21 protein-coding genes are annotated in these 17,983 nt (G+C 70.7%); 4 read left to right on the top strand and 17 right to left on the bottom strand.

Annotated elements, in window-relative coordinates; all coding sequences use genetic code 11:
• Positions 1-33: 33 nt before the first annotated feature.
• A complete protein-coding gene (locus VLK66_RS27805) occupies positions 34-447 on the bottom strand; it encodes a cupredoxin domain-containing protein (protein ID WP_325312784.1) in 414 nt (137 codons plus the stop codon).
• Between the two features lie 766 nt (positions 448-1,213).
• A complete protein-coding gene (locus VLK66_RS27810) occupies positions 1,214-1,555 on the bottom strand; it encodes an HIRAN domain-containing protein (protein ID WP_325312785.1) in 342 nt (113 codons plus the stop codon).
• 146 nt (positions 1,556-1,701) lie between these two features.
• Here VLK66_RS27810 and VLK66_RS27815 point away from each other — a divergent pair, with 146 nt between their 5' ends.
• The 3 genes from VLK66_RS27815 to mnmA all read left to right on the top strand — a co-directional run bounded on the left by VLK66_RS27815 (position 1,702) and on the right by mnmA (position 4,535).
• A complete protein-coding gene (locus tag VLK66_RS27815; RefSeq protein WP_325312786.1) occupies positions 1,702-2,850 on the top strand; it encodes a cysteine desulfurase family protein in 1,149 nt (382 codons plus the stop codon).
• Entirely contained in the window at positions 2,840-3,328 is a 489-nt protein-coding gene (locus VLK66_RS27820; RefSeq protein ID WP_325312787.1) for a DUF1801 domain-containing protein, read from the top strand. The genes VLK66_RS27815 and VLK66_RS27820 overlap by 11 nt, the downstream gene beginning before the upstream one ends.
• Before the next feature lie 94 nt (positions 3,329-3,422).
• Positions 3,423-4,535, top strand: coding sequence for a tRNA 2-thiouridine(34) synthase MnmA (gene mnmA / locus VLK66_RS27825; RefSeq protein ID WP_325312788.1), 1,113 nt, complete (start codon positions 3,423-3,425; stop codon positions 4,533-4,535).
• A 93-nt stretch (positions 4,536-4,628) separates the two neighbouring features.
• Here the strand turns inward: mnmA and VLK66_RS27830 are convergent, their stop codons facing one another.
• Positions 4,629-4,895, bottom strand: a complete 267-nt coding sequence (locus VLK66_RS27830; RefSeq protein ID WP_325312789.1) for a hypothetical protein — start codon at positions 4,893-4,895, stop codon at positions 4,629-4,631.
• 279 nt (positions 4,896-5,174) lie between these two features.
• Here VLK66_RS27830 and VLK66_RS27835 point away from each other — a divergent pair, with 279 nt between their 5' ends.
• Entirely contained in the window at positions 5,175-6,227 is a 1,053-nt protein-coding gene (locus tag VLK66_RS27835) for an AI-2E family transporter (protein WP_325312790.1), read from the top strand.
• A gap of 383 nt (positions 6,228-6,610) precedes the next feature.
• Here VLK66_RS27835 and VLK66_RS27840 read toward each other — a convergent pair whose 3' ends face one another.
• The 14 genes from VLK66_RS27840 to VLK66_RS27905 all read right to left on the bottom strand — a co-directional run bounded on the left by VLK66_RS27840 (position 6,611) and on the right by VLK66_RS27905 (position 17,899).
• Entirely contained in the window at positions 6,611-6,844 is a 234-nt protein-coding gene (locus tag VLK66_RS27840) for a hypothetical protein (RefSeq protein ID WP_325312791.1), read from the bottom strand.
• Positions 6,845-6,905: 61 nt separating this feature from the next.
• Positions 6,906-8,048, bottom strand: coding sequence for a molecular chaperone DnaJ (gene dnaJ, locus VLK66_RS27845; RefSeq protein ID WP_325312792.1), 1,143 nt, complete (start codon positions 8,046-8,048; stop codon positions 6,906-6,908).
• A 60-nt stretch (positions 8,049-8,108) separates the two neighbouring features.
• Positions 8,109-8,729, bottom strand: a complete 621-nt coding sequence (locus VLK66_RS27850; protein ID WP_325312793.1) for a nucleotide exchange factor GrpE — start codon at positions 8,727-8,729, stop codon at positions 8,109-8,111.
• 322 nt (positions 8,730-9,051) lie between these two features.
• On the bottom strand, positions 9,052-9,969 hold the full coding sequence (locus VLK66_RS27855) for a lysophospholipase (protein ID WP_325312794.1): 918 nt from the start codon (positions 9,967-9,969) through the stop codon (positions 9,052-9,054).
• Positions 9,970-9,976: 7 nt separating this feature from the next.
• Positions 9,977-10,630, bottom strand: a complete 654-nt coding sequence (locus tag VLK66_RS27860) for a CDP-alcohol phosphatidyltransferase family protein (protein ID WP_325312795.1) — start codon at positions 10,628-10,630, stop codon at positions 9,977-9,979.
• A 17-nt stretch (positions 10,631-10,647) separates the two neighbouring features.
• Entirely contained in the window at positions 10,648-11,226 is a 579-nt protein-coding gene (locus VLK66_RS27865) for a GTPase domain-containing protein (RefSeq protein WP_325312796.1), read from the bottom strand.
• Positions 11,227-11,239: 13 nt separating this feature from the next.
• Entirely contained in the window at positions 11,240-11,740 is a 501-nt protein-coding gene (locus tag VLK66_RS27870) for a roadblock/LC7 domain-containing protein (protein WP_325312797.1), read from the bottom strand.
• Positions 11,740-12,048, bottom strand: a complete 309-nt coding sequence (locus VLK66_RS27875) for a hypothetical protein (RefSeq protein WP_325312798.1) — start codon at positions 12,046-12,048, stop codon at positions 11,740-11,742. Before VLK66_RS27875 ends, VLK66_RS27870 begins: the two co-directional genes overlap by 1 nt.
• A 240-nt stretch (positions 12,049-12,288) precedes the next feature.
• Complete coding sequence (gene recR / locus VLK66_RS27880; RefSeq protein ID WP_325312799.1) at positions 12,289-12,876, bottom strand: recombination mediator RecR; 588 nt, start codon at positions 12,874-12,876, stop codon at positions 12,289-12,291.
• A 7-nt stretch (positions 12,877-12,883) separates the two neighbouring features.
• On the bottom strand, positions 12,884-13,207 hold the full coding sequence (locus tag VLK66_RS27885; protein ID WP_325312800.1) for a YbaB/EbfC family nucleoid-associated protein: 324 nt from the start codon (positions 13,205-13,207) through the stop codon (positions 12,884-12,886).
• Between the two features lie 99 nt (positions 13,208-13,306).
• Positions 13,307-15,436 (bottom strand): DNA polymerase III subunit gamma/tau, encoded by a 2,130-nt coding sequence (dnaX, locus tag VLK66_RS27890; protein WP_325312801.1) that lies wholly within the window; start codon positions 15,434-15,436, stop codon positions 13,307-13,309.
• Positions 15,437-15,765: 329 nt separating this feature from the next.
• Positions 15,766-16,341, bottom strand: coding sequence for an RNA polymerase sigma factor (locus tag VLK66_RS27895; RefSeq protein WP_325312830.1), 576 nt, complete (start codon positions 16,339-16,341; stop codon positions 15,766-15,768).
• Positions 16,334-16,621 (bottom strand): hypothetical protein, encoded by a 288-nt coding sequence (locus tag VLK66_RS27900; RefSeq protein ID WP_325312802.1) that lies wholly within the window; start codon positions 16,619-16,621, stop codon positions 16,334-16,336. Before VLK66_RS27900 ends, VLK66_RS27895 begins: the two co-directional genes overlap by 8 nt.
• 297 nt (positions 16,622-16,918) lie before the next feature.
• Positions 16,919-17,899 carry an aldo/keto reductase gene (locus VLK66_RS27905; RefSeq protein WP_349260558.1) on the bottom strand — a complete coding sequence of 327 codons (981 nt, stop codon included), beginning with the start codon at positions 17,897-17,899 and terminating at the stop codon, positions 16,919-16,921.
• Positions 17,900-17,983 lie beyond the last annotated feature (84 nt).

The following is a 17,983-nucleotide window of genomic DNA, read 5'->3' on the forward strand; positions in this document are numbered from 1 at the left end:
TGCGTTGAAGGTCGCACTCACGCACTTCCGCACTCACCGCGCGACGACGGTGCCGAACATCCCCGTGTGGATGCTGCAGCGGTAGTGGTAGACGCCCGGCGTGGCAAAGGTGCGCGTCACGCTGGTGTTCTGCGTCTCGGGGATGTCCGACGGCGGGTTGCCGGTGCTGCCGACGCCGCCGTAATCGCCGGGATTCGTGACGCCCTGCTGGAAGGTGACGGTGTGCGCCACCGACCCGAACGCGAACGTCACGTTCTCGCCTGCGTTCACCGCCACGGAATCCGGCGTGAAGGCCAGCGACGGGGTGGCGTTCACGGTGGCGGTGGAGTTGTTCGGCGGCGGGTTGTTGGGCCCGGTGGGGCCGCCGTTGTAGTTGTTTCCGCTTCCGTTGCCGCCGCCGCAGGCCGCGATCATCACCACGCACGCAAGGACCAGGGGAGCTCGCATCGACGCCTCCAGAGCACGGGTGGACCGGCGCGCGCCAGGATAAGGCACGCGCATCTCCCTGCTCGCATGCCGCGCTCCGGTGTCCCCGCCGATCTTCCGCACATCGGAAGTCGTTGCAACACAATTCTATCGCCCCCAAAAGCCGGCTACGGCAGGGCGAGGGCATTCGGCTGATTGCGATGCACCGTGTCCCATTGCGCCACACTCCGCCGAACCTCCCGCCGGATCTGGCCCCGATGCCGCAGAGTGAGCGGATCAGCCTCGCGCAGTTTGCGAGGCTTCCCGTAGTTGTTGCTGCGACTTCAGCCGCCGGTGAGGAGGCCAGGGCTCACACGTGCGCTGCCGGACACGATCTTCCTCCCTCGCCCTCCGGCACCACCTACGCGAAGTCCGATCTCCGCAACGGATCGATCAGGGGGATGCTGATCCGATATCCGTCCGTTCCCGCACCATCCGCGATGCGAAAACAATCGGTAGATGCCGAGAGCACGCTCGATTCTACTTGATCGACGCAGTGGTCCTTCTGCAAAAAATCCGCGATACTCATCGCATGCCGAGCCCTCCACGGCTCGCCCGCAACAACGCGGATTCGATGCGGCCTCGACGAAACAGCGGCGGGCGATCCGTTGTGGATCGCCCGCCGCCGTTGGGGAGGACCGGCCTCGCCAAGGAGTCGCGCGGTTGCCCCGCGCGCTGCCATTTGATTGACGGGTTGCCCTCGAGGGGTCCCAATTTTTCGAGCGAGACCGGCCCGCTGCGATGTATATTAGGCGGCGTTCGCCTGGAGGCAATGGACTTCGATGACCAGCCGCTTCCAGCTCGGCACGTCGTCGCCGCGCACGCGCACGGCGGTGGCCGTGGCGGCGCCGCCGCGCTGCAGCCACGGGGCGAGCCAGGCGTTCACCTCGGGCGGCAGATGGCCCACCGGATCGCCGCCCGCCATGTGCACCCACACGGCCGGGTCCTCTTCCATCGGCGGGTCCGGGATCAGGATCAGGCGGTCGCCCTGCTCCAGCTCGCGCACGTGGCTGGCCCGGTCACCGAATACGGTGCCATGCACGGTGCTGCGGAAAACCGGGGGCTTCGCGTCGGGAAGCGGTGGGATCATGAGACCTCGATGGATGGATCGGCTGGCTCTCCCGAATGTATCACCGCGTACACGGCCGCTCAAGCTTTTTGTAAGCGATTGCATCACCGTCAGATAAATCTCCTCGGACGCGTCCCGTCCGGGGGTGCGGAAGGGGTCGCGGAGCGATGACGGAAGCACCCATCTACCTGGATTACGCCGCCTCGGCGCCCGTCCGCCCCGAGGCGCGCGACGCCATGCTCCCCTTCCTCGACGGCCGCTGGGGGAACCCCTCCAGCCTCCACCGCTGGGGGCGCGAGGCGCGCGCCGCGCTCGAGGACGCGCGCGCCCGCCTGGCCCGCGTGATCGGCGCGTCGCCCGCGGAGATCGTGTTCACCCGCGCGGGCACCGAGGCCGACGCCCTGGCTATCCTCGGCCGCGCGCGGACCGTTCCCGGCGCGCCGGTCGCCGTCACCGCCATCGAGCACAAGGCGGTGCTGGCCAGCGCGCACGCCGCCGCCGACGAGGGCGCGCCGCTCATCCTCCTTCCCGTCGACCCGAACGGCGTGGTGGAGATGGCGGCGGTCGATGCCGCGCTGGAGCGGAAGCCCGCCGTGCTTTCGGTGATGTGGGCCAACAACGAAGTCGGGGTGATGCAGCCGGTGCGCGAGGTCGCGGAGCGCTGCCGGGCCGCGGGCGTGGTCTTCCACTCCGACGCCGTGCAGGCGCTGGGGAAGGTGCCCGTGCGCGTGGACCAGGTCGCCGCGGACCTGCTGGCGTTCAGCGCGCACAAGGTGGGCGGCCCCAAGGGGATCGGCGCGCTCTACGTCCGCCGGGGGACGCGGCTGAAGCCGCTCCTCTTCGGCGGCGGGCAGGAGCGCGGCCTCCGCCCGGGGACGGAGGACGTGGCCGGCGCGGTGGGCTTCGCCGCGGCGGCCGAGGCCGTGGAGGCGGCGCGCGAGGGGGCGATGTCGCGCATCGGCGCGCTGCGCGACCGGCTGGAGGCGGGGCTGCTCGAGCGCGTTCCCGGCCTGGTGGTGAACGCCGCCGGGGCGCCGCGCCTGCCGACGGTGAGCAACGTCTCCGTCCCCGGCGCGGACCCCGAGGCGCTGCTGGTGTCGCTGGACCTGCAGGGGATCGCCGTCTCCTCCGGCTCGGCGTGCTCCAGCGGCGCGGTGGAGCCCAGCCACGTCCTCACCGCGATGGGCATCCCCGCCGACCTGGCGGGCCCGTCCGTCCGCTTCTCCCTGGGCTGGGGAACGACGGACGAGGAGATCGATCGTGTGCTGGACATCTTCACCGCCGTCGCCGAGCGCGTACGCTCGCTTGCTGGTTGATCGGCATCCACGTCTCTCGATCTACATCTCCCAACTCAGTGCCGCATCGACGGTCGAGGAGTACCTGGCCGAGCTTCCCGAGGACCGCCGCGCCGCGATCTCCACCGTGCGCGACACGGTGCTCCGCCATCTGCCCGCCGGCTACCGCGAGGGGATGGCCTGGGGGATGATCGGCTGGTGCGTGCCGCTGGAGGCGTATCCGGACACGTACAACGGGCAGCCGCTGTCGTTCGTGTCCCTAGCGGCGCAGAAGAATTACAACGCGCTGTACCTGACCTGCGTGTACGGCGACCCCGAGCGCGAGCGGCGGCTGCGCGACGCGTTCGCGGCCGCCGGGAAGAAGCTGGACATGGGCAAGTCGTGCATCCGCTTCAGGTCGCCCGACGACCTGCCGCTGGACGCCATCGGCCAGTTGATCGCCGACACGCCGCCTCACGCCCTGATCGCGCGCCACGAAGCCGTGCACCCGCGGAGATGAGAGGGCATCGACTCGGGCGCCGGCCGCACCGATCGGCCGCAGCGGGGTACGAGCGGCGGCGTATCGCAAACGGCTGAACCGCACGGAACTGGAGATGGAGAAGAAGACGGTCCTCGTCGCCATGTCGGGCGGCGTGGACAGCTCGGTGGCGGCGGCGCTGCTCGTGGAGCAGGGGCACACCGTGATCGGCGTGACCATGAAGACGTTCTGCTACCAGGACGCGGAGGCCGAGCTCACCGGCCCCACGCGCTCCTGCTGCGGGCTGGACGGCATCATGGACGCGCGGCAGGTGGCCGACCGCCTGGGGATCGCGCACTACGTGTTCGACGTGGAGCGCGAGTTCACCCGCGACGTCATCGACGACTTCGTCCAGGAGTACGCCGCCGGGCGCACCCCCAACCCGTGCGTGCGCTGCAACGGCAACACCAAGTTCCGCGACCTGCTGCGCCGCGGCCGCATGCTGGGCTGCGACGCCATCGCCACCGGCCATTACGCGCGGATGGGGATCGATGAGGCCGGGCGCCCCCTGCTGCTGCGCGGCGTGGACGCCGACAAGGACCAGAGCTACTTCCTCTGGGCGCTCCCGCCGGAGATCCTGCCGCAGCTGATGTTCCCGCTCGGCGAGCTCACCAAGCCGCGCGTGCGCGAGATCGCCCGCGATCTCGGTCTCGTCACCGCCGACAAGCCGGAGAGCATGGAGATCTGCTTCGTCCCCGACGGCAACTATCCGCGCTTCCTGCAGAAGCGGCTGGGCGCCGGACACGCCGCGCTGGCTCCGGGCGCGATGGTGACGACGGCGGGCGAGGTGGTCGGCGAGCACGACGGCTACGCGCGCTACACCGTGGGCCAGCGCCGCGGCCTGGGCGGCGGGCGCCCGCTCCCGCTCTACGTCATCGGCACCCGCCCCGGGCGCCGCGAGGTGGTGGTGGGCACGATGGAGGAGCTGCATCGCCCCGGCGTCACCATCGGCGAGCTGAACTGGCTCGCACCGCCGCCGGCGGTGGGCGACGCCGTGCAGGTGCAGATCCGCCACCGCGCGAAGGCGGTGGACGCCACGGTCGCGTCGGTCGATGAAGATGCGGTCACGCTCCGTTTCGCCACGCCGCAGCGCGCCGTCTCCCCCGGCCAGAGCGCGGTGATGTTCGCCGGCGACGTGGTGCTGGGCGGCGGCCGCATCGCCGGCGGCGATCCCGCCGCAGGCGAGTGACCCGCCGATCATCACGGGCCATGGCGGTGGCGCGAACGACGAGCCCGGCCCCCTGACCAGGGAGCCGGGCTCGTTCGCGTCATCGCCCCCGCGCTACTTCTGCACGTCGCAATCGAGCGGGACCGATTCCGAGTAGATGGACGTGGTGCCCCACCACTGCTGATACTTGAGATCGCAACCCATCTCACCCTCGCCGACGAGGGTGCCGTACGACCCGTCCGCGTAGAAATAGTAGTGCTGTGGCGCCGGAAGTCGGGCGACCGCCCTCACCGCCGCGGGCGCGGCAGCCGAAGCGGTGAGCAGGGCCACCAGTGCGGCAGCCATGCGGCGGCGCGAAACGTCGCGGATGCGATGCAGCATACGTCCCTCTCCTCCCCGTCAGGGTGAAAGCATCCCGCACCCCGGCCACCGGCGGAAGAGGCTTCCGCGCCTGGACGAGGGTCGGGTGGGACGGCTGCGCAGCCGGTATGGATCGTAACCGATCGCCACACTTCCCGTCAATACATATCCGGCGTTCGTCCGAACGTCACGCTCATCTTCCCACGTCCGCGTGTCCCCGGCGGCTGGACGCAGTAGATTCCCCGCGCGCGGCCCGGCATCCCACCCGTGCGGCCGCACCCACCCCGCATCGCCCACCCGATGAACGAGTCGAGACGCAACATCCTGCTGTACCTGCTGGGCGGCGCATCCGTCGTGATCATCACGGCAGGGCTGCGCGAATCGGCGGGATGGCTGAACCCCGTGCTGATGGCCGGCTTCCTGGCGCTCCTGCTGCAGCCGCTGGTGGTGCGCCTGCGCAAGCTGGGCGTGGCCGGCGGCGGCGCGGTGGCGCTGGTGGTGTTCGCGCTGGTGATCGCGGGGCTGCTGCTGGCGGGCTTCGTGGGCGTGTCCATGCGCCAGGTGGCCGGCGAGCTCCCCGGCTACAGCGAGCGGATGCAGGGGCTGATGCGCTCCATCACCGGGATGCTGTCGGCGCGCGGCATCGACGCCGGCCAGTACCTGGACAACGCGCTGCAGGGGCCGCAGCTGGGGCGCATGCTGCTGGGCGTGGTCGGCGCCATCGCCACCACCTTCGGCAACATGCTGCTCACCCTCTTCATCTTCGCCTTCATGCTGGGCGGGATGTGGGAGATGGAGCGCCGCGCCAGCAGGCGCGCGCGCGACCACAGCCCGCTGGCGGCGCGGTTCCTGGCGTTCTCGGACACGCTGCGCGGGTACATCGGCGTGCGCGCGGTGCTGGGGCTGGTGGCCGCGGTGCTGGACTACATCGTCCTGCTCGTCCTGGGCGTGGACCACGCGCTGCTCTGGGCGGTGCTGTCGTTCATCCTGAGCTTCGTGCCGAACATCGGGTTCACGCTTTCGCTGGTGCCGCCCACGCTGCTGGCCCTGCTGGAGGGCGGGTGGGTCCCCGCGCTGATCGTGTTCGCCGCGTACAACATCATCAACACGGTGATCGACAACGTGATCGGACCGCGCTTCGTGGGGAAGCAGATGCAGATCTCCGCGCTGCTCAGCTTCCTGTCGGTGATCTTCTGGGCCTGGGTGCTGGGCCCGACCGGCGCGATCCTGGCCGTGCCGCTGACGGTGCTCGTGCGTGACCTCACCTTCGGCCCCGCCGACCCGCCCGACATCGCCCCGCCCCAACCGGTGAAGTCGTCCACCGTTTCGGCGAGTGCCGGCACCGCGGGATAAAGCCGTACGCGGATTCCCGAGATGACGTCATCCCGAGATGACGTCATCCTGAGGCCGGCCACGCTGTAACGTACGCATGTGCAAGTGCTTGCAGGCCGAAGGATCCATAGCCTGATCCGCACGTGAGGCGTCGCTTCGCACGGATCGCGACCAAGGGAGTCATCTCACGGTCCACAGCGGACGTGCGAAACGGGCTATGGATCCTTCGGCCTGCCGTCCTCGGTGTACGCAGATTCGTCGGGGCCGGCCTCAGGATGACGTCTTTGTGCGCTTTTATGCAGAGGTGATTGCGATGCGAACGAAAGCCCGGAGCGCGTCCTGGCGCTCCGGGCTTTGCTGCATCGATGAAGTCCACGAAGGAGATGCGGATCAGGAGATGGAGATCAGTCCAGCTCTCGCGAGCTTCGCAGCATCTCCCTCAGCTGCTTTTCGTCGTACTCGACGACCTGCTCCTCGGCGGCGGCCTCGTTGCCGGGGCGCTCGACGTAGCGCGGCGGGCGGTTGGGGTCCGACAGGCAGTTGAACACGATCCGCGGCCGGACCGAGAAGCCGAATTTGCCGCTGGAGGCGAACGCCTCCCACGTCATCAGGCTCTCGTCGGTGAAGGTGTGGCTCATCGTCTTCCGCTCTCCGTCTCCGTCGTTCCGTACTCTCGTGCTTCCGTACTTTCGTACCGGTTCAGTGGCGCAGCCCCGCCGCCGAGGCGAAATCCTCGAACTGCTTGCGCTGCTCGTCGGTCAGCTCGTCGGGGACGGTGACCTCCACACGCACGTACTGGTCCCCGCGCCGGCCGCCCTTCTCCACCCCCTGCCCCTTGATGCGGAACTTGGTGCCGCTCTGCGTGCCGGGGGGGACGCGGAGCACCACGCCCTTGCCGTCCACCGTGCGCACCTTGATCTTCGACCCGAGCACCGCCTGGGCCACGTTGATCGGCACCGTCGACTGCAGGTCCAAGCCGTCGCGGGAGAAGAACTTGTCGGGCGTCACGCGCACGTTGATCAGCAGGTCGCCCGCCGGGCCGCCCGCCGCCCCCTTCTCGCCCTGCCCCGCGATGCGCACCTTGGAGCCGTTGTCGACGCCGGCGGGGATCTGCACGTTCACCGTCTTCTGCTCGCGGATCTGCCCCTGCCCGTGGCAGTTGGCGCACGGCTCCTGCGGAACCTTCCCGCGGCCGTAGCAGTTGGGGCACGGGCGGGTGACGCCGAATCCCCCCTGCCCGAAGGTGATCGTTCCCGAGCCCTTGCACTCCGGGCAGGTGATGATCGGCGTCCCCGGTTTGGCGCCGCTCCCGGCGCAGACGGGGCAGTCCTCCGTCACCGGGAGGGTGACGGTGAGGGTGCCGCCGCGCGCCGCGGTCTTGAAGGGGATCTCGACCTGGTACTCGATGTTCTCGCCGCGCTGCGGGCCCGCGGCGCGCCCGGCCGTGCCCGCGCCGGGGCCGGTGCCGCCGCGGCGCCGGCCGAAGTCGAAGATCGAGCCGAAGATGTCGCCCAGCCCGCCGAAGTCCAGGTCGTCGAAGGTGGCCCCCCCGGCGCCGGCGGGGCCGCCCGGCCGCGCGCCGCCGCCCGGGCGGAAGCCGCCCAGGCCGCCGAACGCGCCCAGCTTGCGCATCTGGTCGTACTGCTTGCGCTTGTCCTCGTCGCTCAGCACCGCGTAGGCCTCGGAGATCTCCTTGAACTTCTCCGCGGCCGCCGCGTTGTCGGGGTTCGCGTCGGGGTGGTACTGCTTGGCCAGCTTGCGGTACGCCTTCTTGATCTCGTCGGGCTTGGCGTTCTCGGGCACGCCCAGCACGCGGTAGAAGTCCTTCGTAGGGGTCGCCATTGGTCTCGGAACTTTATCTCTTGAGCGCGGCCGGAAGGCGCGGCCGCCGCCGAACGCCGGTCACCCGTGCTTGCGGACCACGACCTGCGCGGGGCGCACCAGCACGCCCTTGAAGCGGTAGCCCTTGCGGAACACCTGCCCCACCGTGTCGTCGTCGGCCTCGCTCTCGGCGGGCATGGTGGTCAGCGCCTCGTGCTGCGTGGGGTCGAACGGCTTGCCGGCCGCGTCGATCTCCTCCAGCCCGGCGGCCTCCAGCGCGCGCAGGAACTTCTTCTCCACCATCTCGGCGCCCTCGTGCAGCGCCGCGGCGGGCGTGGTCGCCGGGTCGAAGTCGGCGATGCGCTGCAGGTCGTCGAGCGGCTCCAGCAGCCGCTCGGCCAGCTGCGCCTGGGCGCGCACCCAGGCCTCGCTGCGCTCGCGCTCCACCCGCTTGCGGTAGTTCTCGAACTCGGCCGCGAGGCGCAGGTGGCGCTCGCGCACCGCCTGCAGCTCGGACGCGGGATCGGCCGCCGGGGTTTCAACCGGCTGCGGCGGCGCCTGCGCGCCGGCGTCCGCCGCCTGCGGCTCCGCCTCGGCCGGCGCGGGCTCCGCGTGGCCGTTCGCCTTCCCGTTGGGCCTGGCGCCCTGCTCGTCGGCCCGCGCGCCGTGGTGGTGCCGGTGATGGTGCTTGTGGTCCGCCATCGGAAAATCCGCCGTCAGAAGAAAATACGCGTGAGGCTCGACCGCGCCGGTGCGGCGCGGCGAACCGTCAGATTCCACATCCGCCGTCAAGGCAAACAGCGGTTTAGCAAGCCGAGTGCCCGGTTTGGATGCCGTTTCGGCAGGGTGCGGGAGTGCGAAGGTGCGAGAGTGCGAAAGTACGGCAGCACGCCTCCGCCAGATCCGCTTCGCGAGCACGAGTACGAAAGTACGAAGAGCACGGAAGTACGAAAGCCCGTCGCGGCGCGACGATGGCGCCGCGCGAGTCCGCGAAGGCGGACTTCGGGCCGTTGTTGCCGCGAATTCATTCGCCTTCCGGCCTCGGCCTCCCACCTTCCCGGCCTTCTCCACCCGGCGCCATTCCGCCCCCGATCCGCTCCTCCATCCACCCCAGCAGGTCCGCGATCGGCCGGGCGCGGTCCAGCTCGTTCAGCGACTCGTGGTGGAAGCCGGGGTAGCGCCGCACCGTCACGTCGCCGCGCAGGCTCTCCGCGAAGCGCAGCGTGGCCTCCTCGCGCACGATGGTGTCGGCGCCGGGGACGACGAAGAGGAGCGGGAGGGAGATGCGGTCCTTCTCCGCGAAGGCGTCGCGCATCGCCCCCACCATCTCGGTGTACAGCCGCGGCGAGATCTTGTCGTGGACGAGCGGGTCCTCGCGGTACGAGCGGGTGTACGCGGAGTCGCTGGACAGCTCGGCCGGGTCCACCTCGTTGGGGATGGGGATCCACGGCAGCGCCTTCGACAGGAAGCCCGAGAGCGCCGTCTTCCACCGCGCCGCCTGCTTGGCGATCCCCAGCAGCGGCGCGGAAAGGATCGCCCCGCAGAGCTCCGCGCGCGGCCGCGTCTCCAGCCAGCGGATGCCGATCAATCCCCCCAGCGAGTGCGCGAGGAGGAAGACGGGGACGTCCCGCGGCGCACGCTCCATCACCCCGGCGGCGAAGCGGTCGAAGTCGTCCACCAGCTTCCCGAAGCGCGCGGTGTGGCCGCGAATCCCCCTCGATCTACCATGCCCGCGGTGGTCGAGCGCGTGCACCTCGATGCCGCGCGGCGCCAGGTCGCGGGCCACCGCGGCGTAGCGCCCGGCGTGCTCGCCCAGGCCGTGGCTCAGCAGGAGCACGGCGCGCGGGCGTTCCACGGGCCAGGAAAGGGAATGGAGGCGAAGGCCGTCCGCGGCCCGGAATTCCGACGAGGCGTCGGGCGGCGGAAGGAGCCCGTCGCTCACGCGCGGGTCAGCGCGCCGCCTTGCGCTGCAGGTCCAGCGTGCGGAAGGAGTTGAGGTAGATGGCCAGCGACCACACCGTGAGCACCACCGCGATGGTGAGCGAGGCGATGGCGAACCAGCGGTGGAAGGGAACCCACACGCCGTTCCAGAAGGGGGTGTTCCACCCGTTCTCGCGCTGCGCCGACCAGAGCGCGTACCAGAAGATGATGGCCCCGGTGGCGATGTTCTGGAACACCGCCTTCAGCTTTCCCGCCGCCCCGGCGGGGATCACCACCCCGCGCCGTGCCGCGTACGAGCGGAACAGGGTGATGAACAGCTCGCGCCCGAAGATGATGGCCAGGATCCACCAGGGCAGCGTTCCCCCGAACCAGGGAAAGGGCGTCCGCGGCTCGCCGCCGTGGGAAAGGTAGTAGAAGGTGAAGAACGTCGCGGCGAGGAGAAGCTTGTCGGCCAGCGGGTCCACCAGCTTGCCGAAGTCGGTGATCAGGTTGCGGCTGCGCGCCAGCTTCCCGTCCACCAGGTCCGAGAAGGCGGCGATGAGGAAGACGATGAAGGCCGCGAGGCGGATGCCGAACCCGTCGGCCAGCAGCATCGGCGCCAGCAGCACCGCCAGCGCGATGCGGCCGAGGGTGATGGCGTTGGGCAGGTTCAGCCAGGGCATGCGCGCGGCCGCCTCCATCAGCTCAAGCTCTTGATCACGAGCTTGCTCACCGCCTTCAGCGTGTCGAACACCCCGATCCCGCGCACGGCCACCGCCTCGAAGTGCGGCACCCGGTTGGGGTTCAGCTGCGCCTCCAGCTCCTGCAGGCTCGACGTGTTGGGCAGGTCGCGCTTGTTGTACTGGATGACGAAGGGAATCTCGCGGAGGTCCAGCCCGTACTCGGACAGGTTCTCGTAGAGGTTGTGCATGCTCTCGATGTTGGCGTCGAGCCGCTCCACCTGGCTGTCGCCCACGAACACCACCCCGTCCACCCCCTTCAGGATGAGCTTGCGGCTGGCGTTGTAGTACACCTGCCCCGGCACGGTGTACAGGTGGAAGCGCGTCTTGAACCCGCGGATGGCACCGAGGTCGACCGGGAGGAAGTCGAAGAAGAGCGTGCGCTCGGTTTCCGTGGCCAGCGAGATCAGCTTGCCGCGGGTGTTGGGCGCCACCTTCTCGAAGATGTACTCCAGGTTCGTCGTCTTCCCGCAGAGACCCGGACCGTAGTACACGATCTTGCAGTTGATCTCGCGCGAGGCGTAGTTGATCATCGACATCGTTTACGCCCCCTCAGAGATCGCCGAACAGGCGGTCGATCTCGTCCTCCGCCTCGTCCACGAAGGCGGACTCCACGCGCGCGGTCTGCGGCGCGGAGGCGGAACGATCGAACATCTCGCGGAAGATCTCGGCGAGCTCGCGAACCACGCCTTTCACCTTGATCCGGATCATCCCCAGCGTCGTGCGGTTGTCGAAGAGCACCACCAGGATCACCCGGCGGGCCACGTCGGCCAGGTACATGCTCTCCTTCTCTCCCTGGTGGAAGAGCGAGGAGAACTCGTTCTCGCCGATCATGCTGGCCAGCTGGTCGTTGGCCGAGAAGTCGGCCGCGGCCAGCGAGGCGAAGGCGGTGGAGTCGAAGTCGGGCTTCTCGCCCGCGGTGGTCACCAGCTGCCCCGTGCGGTCCACCAGCAGGGCGCAGCGGGCGTTGGAGTCGTACAGGAACCCCTGCAATAGCCGGTCGATGCGCTGGAAGTCGCGTTCCTCGAAGCTCCAGCTGCTGGCGCCCGCCATCAGGCGACCTCGCTCTCGCGGGTGGCCAGCTCGCCCTCGAGCCTGAGCAGCACGCCCTGCGCGCGCTTGCGCAGCAGCGGGCGCGGCTCCCACGCCAGGAAGTCGCGCAGGAGCAGCACCGTGTCCACGCTGGCGGCCACGCTTCCCAGGTACTCCAGCGCGGCCAGGCGGCGGAGCGGGTGCGGGCTGAACAGGTCGCGCTTGCTGCGGCTGATCTGGTCGCGCACGAGCAGGACCCCGAGGGCGGCGAGCGCCCCCACGGCCAGCAGGGTGAACGCCGTGGTTCGCAGGATTCGCTTGTTTTCCATGTCCCCGGTGGGCGGCGGCCAACGTATGGAGCGTGAGGCGGGTGACAAACTAATAGGGAACAGGGGACAGGGAACAGGGGACAGGGCCAAACGGCCCGGGCGGGGAAGGCGATCGGTTATACAGGGCCACTTCACCCGGGCACGGACGCGGATACGGATGAGACGAAGGGCAGCGGACCGCGCGTCGCGATCCCCTGCCCTTCCGCTTTTCCCTGTACCCTATCCCCTGTCCCCTGCCGTTCACATCTCCCGGCGGTGCGTCAGCGCCTCCGCGATGGTGACGCCGTCCGCGTACTCCAGGTCGCCGCCCACGGGAAGGCCGCGGGCGATGCGGGTGACGCGGACGCCCAGCGGGCCGATGAGCTTGCGCAGGTACATGGCCGTGGCCTCGCCCTCCACGCTGGGGTTGGTGGCGAGCACCACCTCCTGCACCACGCCGCCGCCCACGCGCCGCACCAGCGGCTCCACGTTCAGCTCGCTGGGGCCCACGCCGTCCAGCGGGCTCAGGCGGCCGCCCAGCACGTGGTACATCCCCCGGTACTCGCCGGTGCGCTCGATGGCCATGATGTCGCTGGCCTCTTCCACCACGCACACGGTGGTGCCGTCGCGCCGCGTGCTGGTGCAGATGGCGCAGGGGGTGACCTCGGTCAGGTTGCCGCACACCTCGCACGGGCGTACGCGCTCGCGCACGGCCACGATGGCGCGCGCGAGGCGCTGGGCGTCGTCGGACGGGGCCTTGAGGAGGTGGAAGGCGAGCCGGAGCGCCGTCTTGCGCCCGATGCCCGGGAGGCGGGCCAGCTCGCCGGTCAGATCGTCGATCGCGGACAAGCGGCGCTCAGAACTCGGGAAGGCTGAACGGGAGGTTCAGGCCCCCCATGTGCTTGCGCATCTCGTCCTCGTACAGCTGGTTGGCGCGGTTCTGCGCCTCGCTGACGGCGGCCAGCACCAGGTCTTCCAGCATCTCCACGTCGCCCCCGTTGGCCACCGTGGGGTCGATCTTGAGCGAGCGGATCTTGCCGCGCCCGTCGGCGGTCACCGTGACCATGCCGCCGCCGCTGGAGCAGGTGACCGTGCGCTGGCCGAGCTCGGTCTGGAGCTGGGCCATGCGGGTCTGCACCTGCTGGCTCATCTGGAGAAGCTGCTGAATGTTCGGATTCATCGTCTCTGTCTGCGGCCGCCGCGGGGGGCGGCCGGTTGCGGTCCACGGATGCACCGGCGCCCGCGCGGCCCCTTGCTCGGCCGGCGCGGGAAACATCGGTCAGTCAACGAGTTCCAGGTCCCACGCTTGTACCGCCGCGCTCAGGACCGGTTCCCCTTCCATCAGCCGGCGCAGCTTGTCGTGCCGCGCGCTGGCCGCGGTGATGCGGTTCTGCCGCGGGTCGATCGCGGTCGCCTGCCCGGACGCCAGCTCCAGCGTGACGCGTCCGCCCAGCCGCTTCGCCAGCGCCTGCTCCAGCGCGGCCCTGGCGGCCGAGTGCGAGAGCCGCTCGATGGCCGGGTTCCCCGCGGGAAGCATCATCCGCACGCTGCGCCCCTCCGGCGAGAGCTGCGCGGCGCGGAGGACGAACCCCATCCCCGGCGGCAATCCATCTCCATCCTGCAGGATCCCCTGCCACGCGCGCCGCAGCCGGGCGCCGTCGATCGGCCCGTCATCCCCCCGCACTTCGGGCGCCGCGGCGGGAGCAGACGGCTCGGGCTCCGCCGGTGCCGGCGCGATCGACATCGCGGGGACGCTCGGCTCCGGGCGCGCGTGGGACGACGGCGCCTCGTGCGGGAGCTCGATGGGCGGAAGATTGTAGCCGTCGTACTCGTCGTAGCTCGGCGGCGGCACCGGAACCGGCTCGCGCGCGGAGACCGGCTGCGCCGGAGCGGCCGGAGCCGGCGTCGGCGCGGGCGCGCTCACCGCCGCCGGGGGCGCGGGAACGGCCGGCGTCTCCGCGACGGGCGCGGGTGCGGCGGGCTTCTCCGCGACAGGCGCGGGTGCGGGCTCGATGACAGGCGCAGACGTGACAGGCGTCGCCGGGGCGGACGCGACGGGCGTGGGCGCTTCCGCGCGGGGCTCGGGCGCGCGCTGCGGCTCCGGCGCGGGACGCGCGACGGGCGTGGACGCCTGCGCGGGCGCGGAGGGCGCGGCGGACGGCGTACGGTCGAAGCTGCGCGCGGGGGGCGCGGGCGAGGGACGCGGGCCGCCGTTGCCGCGCGATCCGCCATCCCCGCCGCCCGACGGACCGCCGGGCGAGCCGCCGCCGAGCGCCGCCAGCACGTCCTCGATGCTGACCGTGCTCTCCAGGTAGGCGAAGCGGAGAAGGAGGAGCTCGATCAGGATCCGCTGCTCGCCGCTCTTCCGGAACCGCCCGTCCGCGTCCAGCTCGGCCACCTGCGCCAGCATCCGCAGCAGGTCGCCGGGCGCGAAGTGGTTCGCCATCTCGGTGACGGCGCCGCGCAGGTGCGCGGGGACGCTCTCCGGGTCGCCGCCGCCCAGGCGCACGATCAGCAGCGCGCGGATGAAATCGGCCAGGCCGCGGTAGAACTCGGTGAGGTCGTATCCCTCGTCCAGCATCTTCCCAACGAAGCGGAAGACGTCGGCCTGCCGCTTGGTGGCGATGATCTCGAAGAGGTTGAGATAGACCTCCGTGCCGACGAGGCCCAGGATGCGCCGCACGTCGTCGGGCGTGGGCGTGCCCTCGGTGAACGAGAGCACCTGGTCCAGCAGGCTCAGCCCGTCGCGCATCCCCCCGTCGGCCTTCTGGGCGATGGGGAGAAGCACGTCGTCGCCCGCCTCGATCCCCTCGTGGCCCAGCACGGTGCGCAGGCGGCCGACCAGGTCCGGGGTGGAGATGCGGTGGAAGTCGAAGCGCTGGCAGCGCGAAAGGATGGGCGGCGCGGCCTGCTGGATCTTCTGCGGCTCGGTGGTCGCGAACACGAAGATCACGCGCGGGGGCGGCTCCTCCAGGATCTTGAGGAGCGCGTTCCACGCCTCGCGCGTAAGCATGTGCGCTTCGTCGATGATGTAGATCTTGAAGCGGTCTTCCTCGCTGGGCGCGTACATGGCCCGCTCGCGCAGGTCGCGCGCGTCGTCCACGCCGCGGTTGCTGGCGGCGTCGATCTCCACCACGTCCAGCGAGGTGCGCCCGGCCCAGATGCGCTCGCAGCTGTCGCACGTGCCGCACGGCTCGCCGTCGTCGCCGCGGTTGGGGCAGTTGAGCGCCATGGCCAGCACGCGGGCCAGCGTGGTCTTTCCCACCCCGCGCGGGCCGCAGAACAGGTACGCGTGGGCCACGCGGTTGCGCTGCACGGCCGAGCGCAGCGTGTTGCTGACGTGCTCCTGCGTGGCGACCTCGGAGAACGTCTTCGGGCGGTACGTGCGGGCCAGCGCGGTGCGAGACAACGGCTTACCTCGTGCGGGGGTGCTGCTGATGCATTTGGGTACGGAATATAGCCGCTGGGGGAAGAGGGTACAACGACAGGGGACAGGGGATGGCGATGATGATCCTTGATGCGAACGCTGGCAATCATTACCCCCACCAAACCGCACACTGACGTCATCCTGAGGCCGACCTCCGGGAATCTACCGCATTCACGGAAGATGGCAGGCCGAAGGATCTACAGGCGAGGTCGCACGTGCGCCGCCGGATTGCACGACCAATCCTCGATCGGGATCACCTGCCGCTGAGCACGAAAAGGGATGTGTCGGGCGATGCATCTCCCGTCCCGTCGTCAGGATTCGCCGCGTCCCGCGCCCCACGTGCGGCGGAGCGCGGCGATGCCGTAGGCGAGGCGCGACTTCACGGTGCCGAGGGGGATCTCCAGCGCCTCCGCGATCTCCGGCTGCGTGAGGCCGTGGAGATATCGCATCCGGAGCACCGACCGCGCGCCCGGCGGAAGCGCGTCGAGCCTGCGCGGCAGCTCGGCGACCAGTTCGGAATCTACGGCGGGCTCGTCAGCGGGCGGCGCGGGGAGATCGGCCCATTCGTCGAGCGGCTGCGTGCGCGACGCGCGCGAGCGCCGCGCCGCGCGCACCGCCTCGCGCGTGGCGATGCGGTACGCCCAGGCGCGCACCCAGCGATGGTCCCGCACCGTGCCCAGCCGCCGGCAGACGAGGAGCAGCGTCTCCTGCAGCACGTCCGCGGCATCGTCCGCGTCGCCGACGATGCCGCGGATGTGCTCGTGCAGCGGCGGCTCCAGCTCGCGGAGCAGGGCTTCGAGCGCCGTCCGGTCGCCCAGCTGCGCGCGTGCGGCGAGCTCGGCCAGCCGGAGCCCGCCGGCCGCGGATGGGCCGTTTCCCTCAGACAGGGCGCCTTCCCTCCAGCGCGGCCACTACCCGGGCGCCGACGCGCGACACGTGGGCGCCGAGCGCGACCAGCCCCAGCGCCACGATGGTGTAGCCGAGCACCGCGAACAGGAAGAGCAGCACCTGCGTCTCGTTCTTCCAGTCCACCTTCAGCAGGGCGATCACCATCAGCAGCCCCTCCACCGCCGCGGCGGCGAGGATGGCCAGGCGCACCATGCGCGCGTGCCGGTCCATCCGGTCCAGCACGCCCGCCACGATCCCGTCGCGATCCGTGTTCGTCATCTCCAGTCTCCGTTTGCGGTTGCGGGAAGCGGCGGACGGGTCAGCGGTGCCAGAGCACGGCCGTGATCGCCGCGGCTTCGACGATGGCGTAGACCCACACGGCGATCTCGGTCGCCGACATCCTGCGGCGCGGGCGCGGGGCGGGCATGTGGTCCTCCAGTGTCAGAGTTGCGATCGGAAGGAATCGCCTTCCACTGGATGAGAGGCAGGCCGTCCGCCATCCGTTCGGTCGGGCGCGAGAAAAACCGCCGCGGCGAAGCTCGCCACGGCGGTCGGCCCGGCCATGTCGTGCCGGATTCAGCGCCCGAGGCCGGACATCGCCGCCGCGGGGTAGCGCGTGCCGGCCACGGCGCCGGCGGGGACGGCGCGCTCGAGCAGCGCGAGGTCGTCGGGCGAGAGCGTGGCGTCCAGCGCGCCCAGCGCGTCGGCCAGGCGGTCGCGGCGCTTGGTGCCGATGAGCGGCACGATGTCGTCGCCGCGCGAGAGGACCCACGCGAAGGCGAGCTGCGCGGGCGTGAGGCCGGTCTGCCCGCCGATCTGCCGGAGCGCGTCGGCCAGGCGGATGTTCTGCTCCAGGTTCTCGCCCTGGAAGCGCGGCGAGTGCGCGCGGAAGTCGCCCGGCGCGAACGCCGCGCCCGGGGCCACGTCGCCCGTCAGCAGCCCGCGCGAAAGGACGCCATACGCCACCATGCCAATCCCCAGCTCGCGCAGCAGCGGAAGGATGCCCTGCTCGGGGTCGCGCGTGGCCAGCGAGTACTCCGTCTCCAGCGCGGTCACGGGGTGCGTGGCGTGCGCGCGGCGGATGCTGCCCACGCCGGCCTCGCTGAGGCCCAGGTGGCGCACGTAGCCAGCGTCGATCAGCTCCTTCACCGCGCCGACGGTGTCCTCGATGGGAACGTTGGGGTCGACGCGCGCGGGCTGGTACAGGTCGATGTAGTCGGTGCGGAGGCGGCGGAGCGAGTAGGTGACGTACGTCTTCACCGCCACCGGCCGCGCGTCGAAGCCCACGATCTGCCCGGGCGGCTGCAGCTGCGCGCCGAACTTCACCGAGACGAAGGCGCGGTCGCGCTTTCCCGCCAGCGCGCGCCCCACCAGCATCTCGTTGTGCCCGGCGCCGTAGAAGTCGCCCGTGTTCAGCAGCGTGACGCCCGCCTCCATCGCCGCGTGGATCGTGGCGATGCTCTCGTCCTCGTCCGCCGGCCCGTACACCCCCGACATCCCCATGCACCCGAGGCCCACGGCGGAAACCTCAACGCCACCGAGCTTGCGCGTCTGCATCTTCATCCCCCTCCCCACACGAGAAACCCCGCCGGCTCACCGGCCAGCGGAGTGAAGATAAGCCGGGCGCAAGAAGGCCGCCGG

The organism is Longimicrobium sp. (assembly GCF_035474595.1).
Taxonomy (GTDB): Bacteria; Gemmatimonadota; Gemmatimonadetes; order Longimicrobiales; family Longimicrobiaceae; genus Longimicrobium.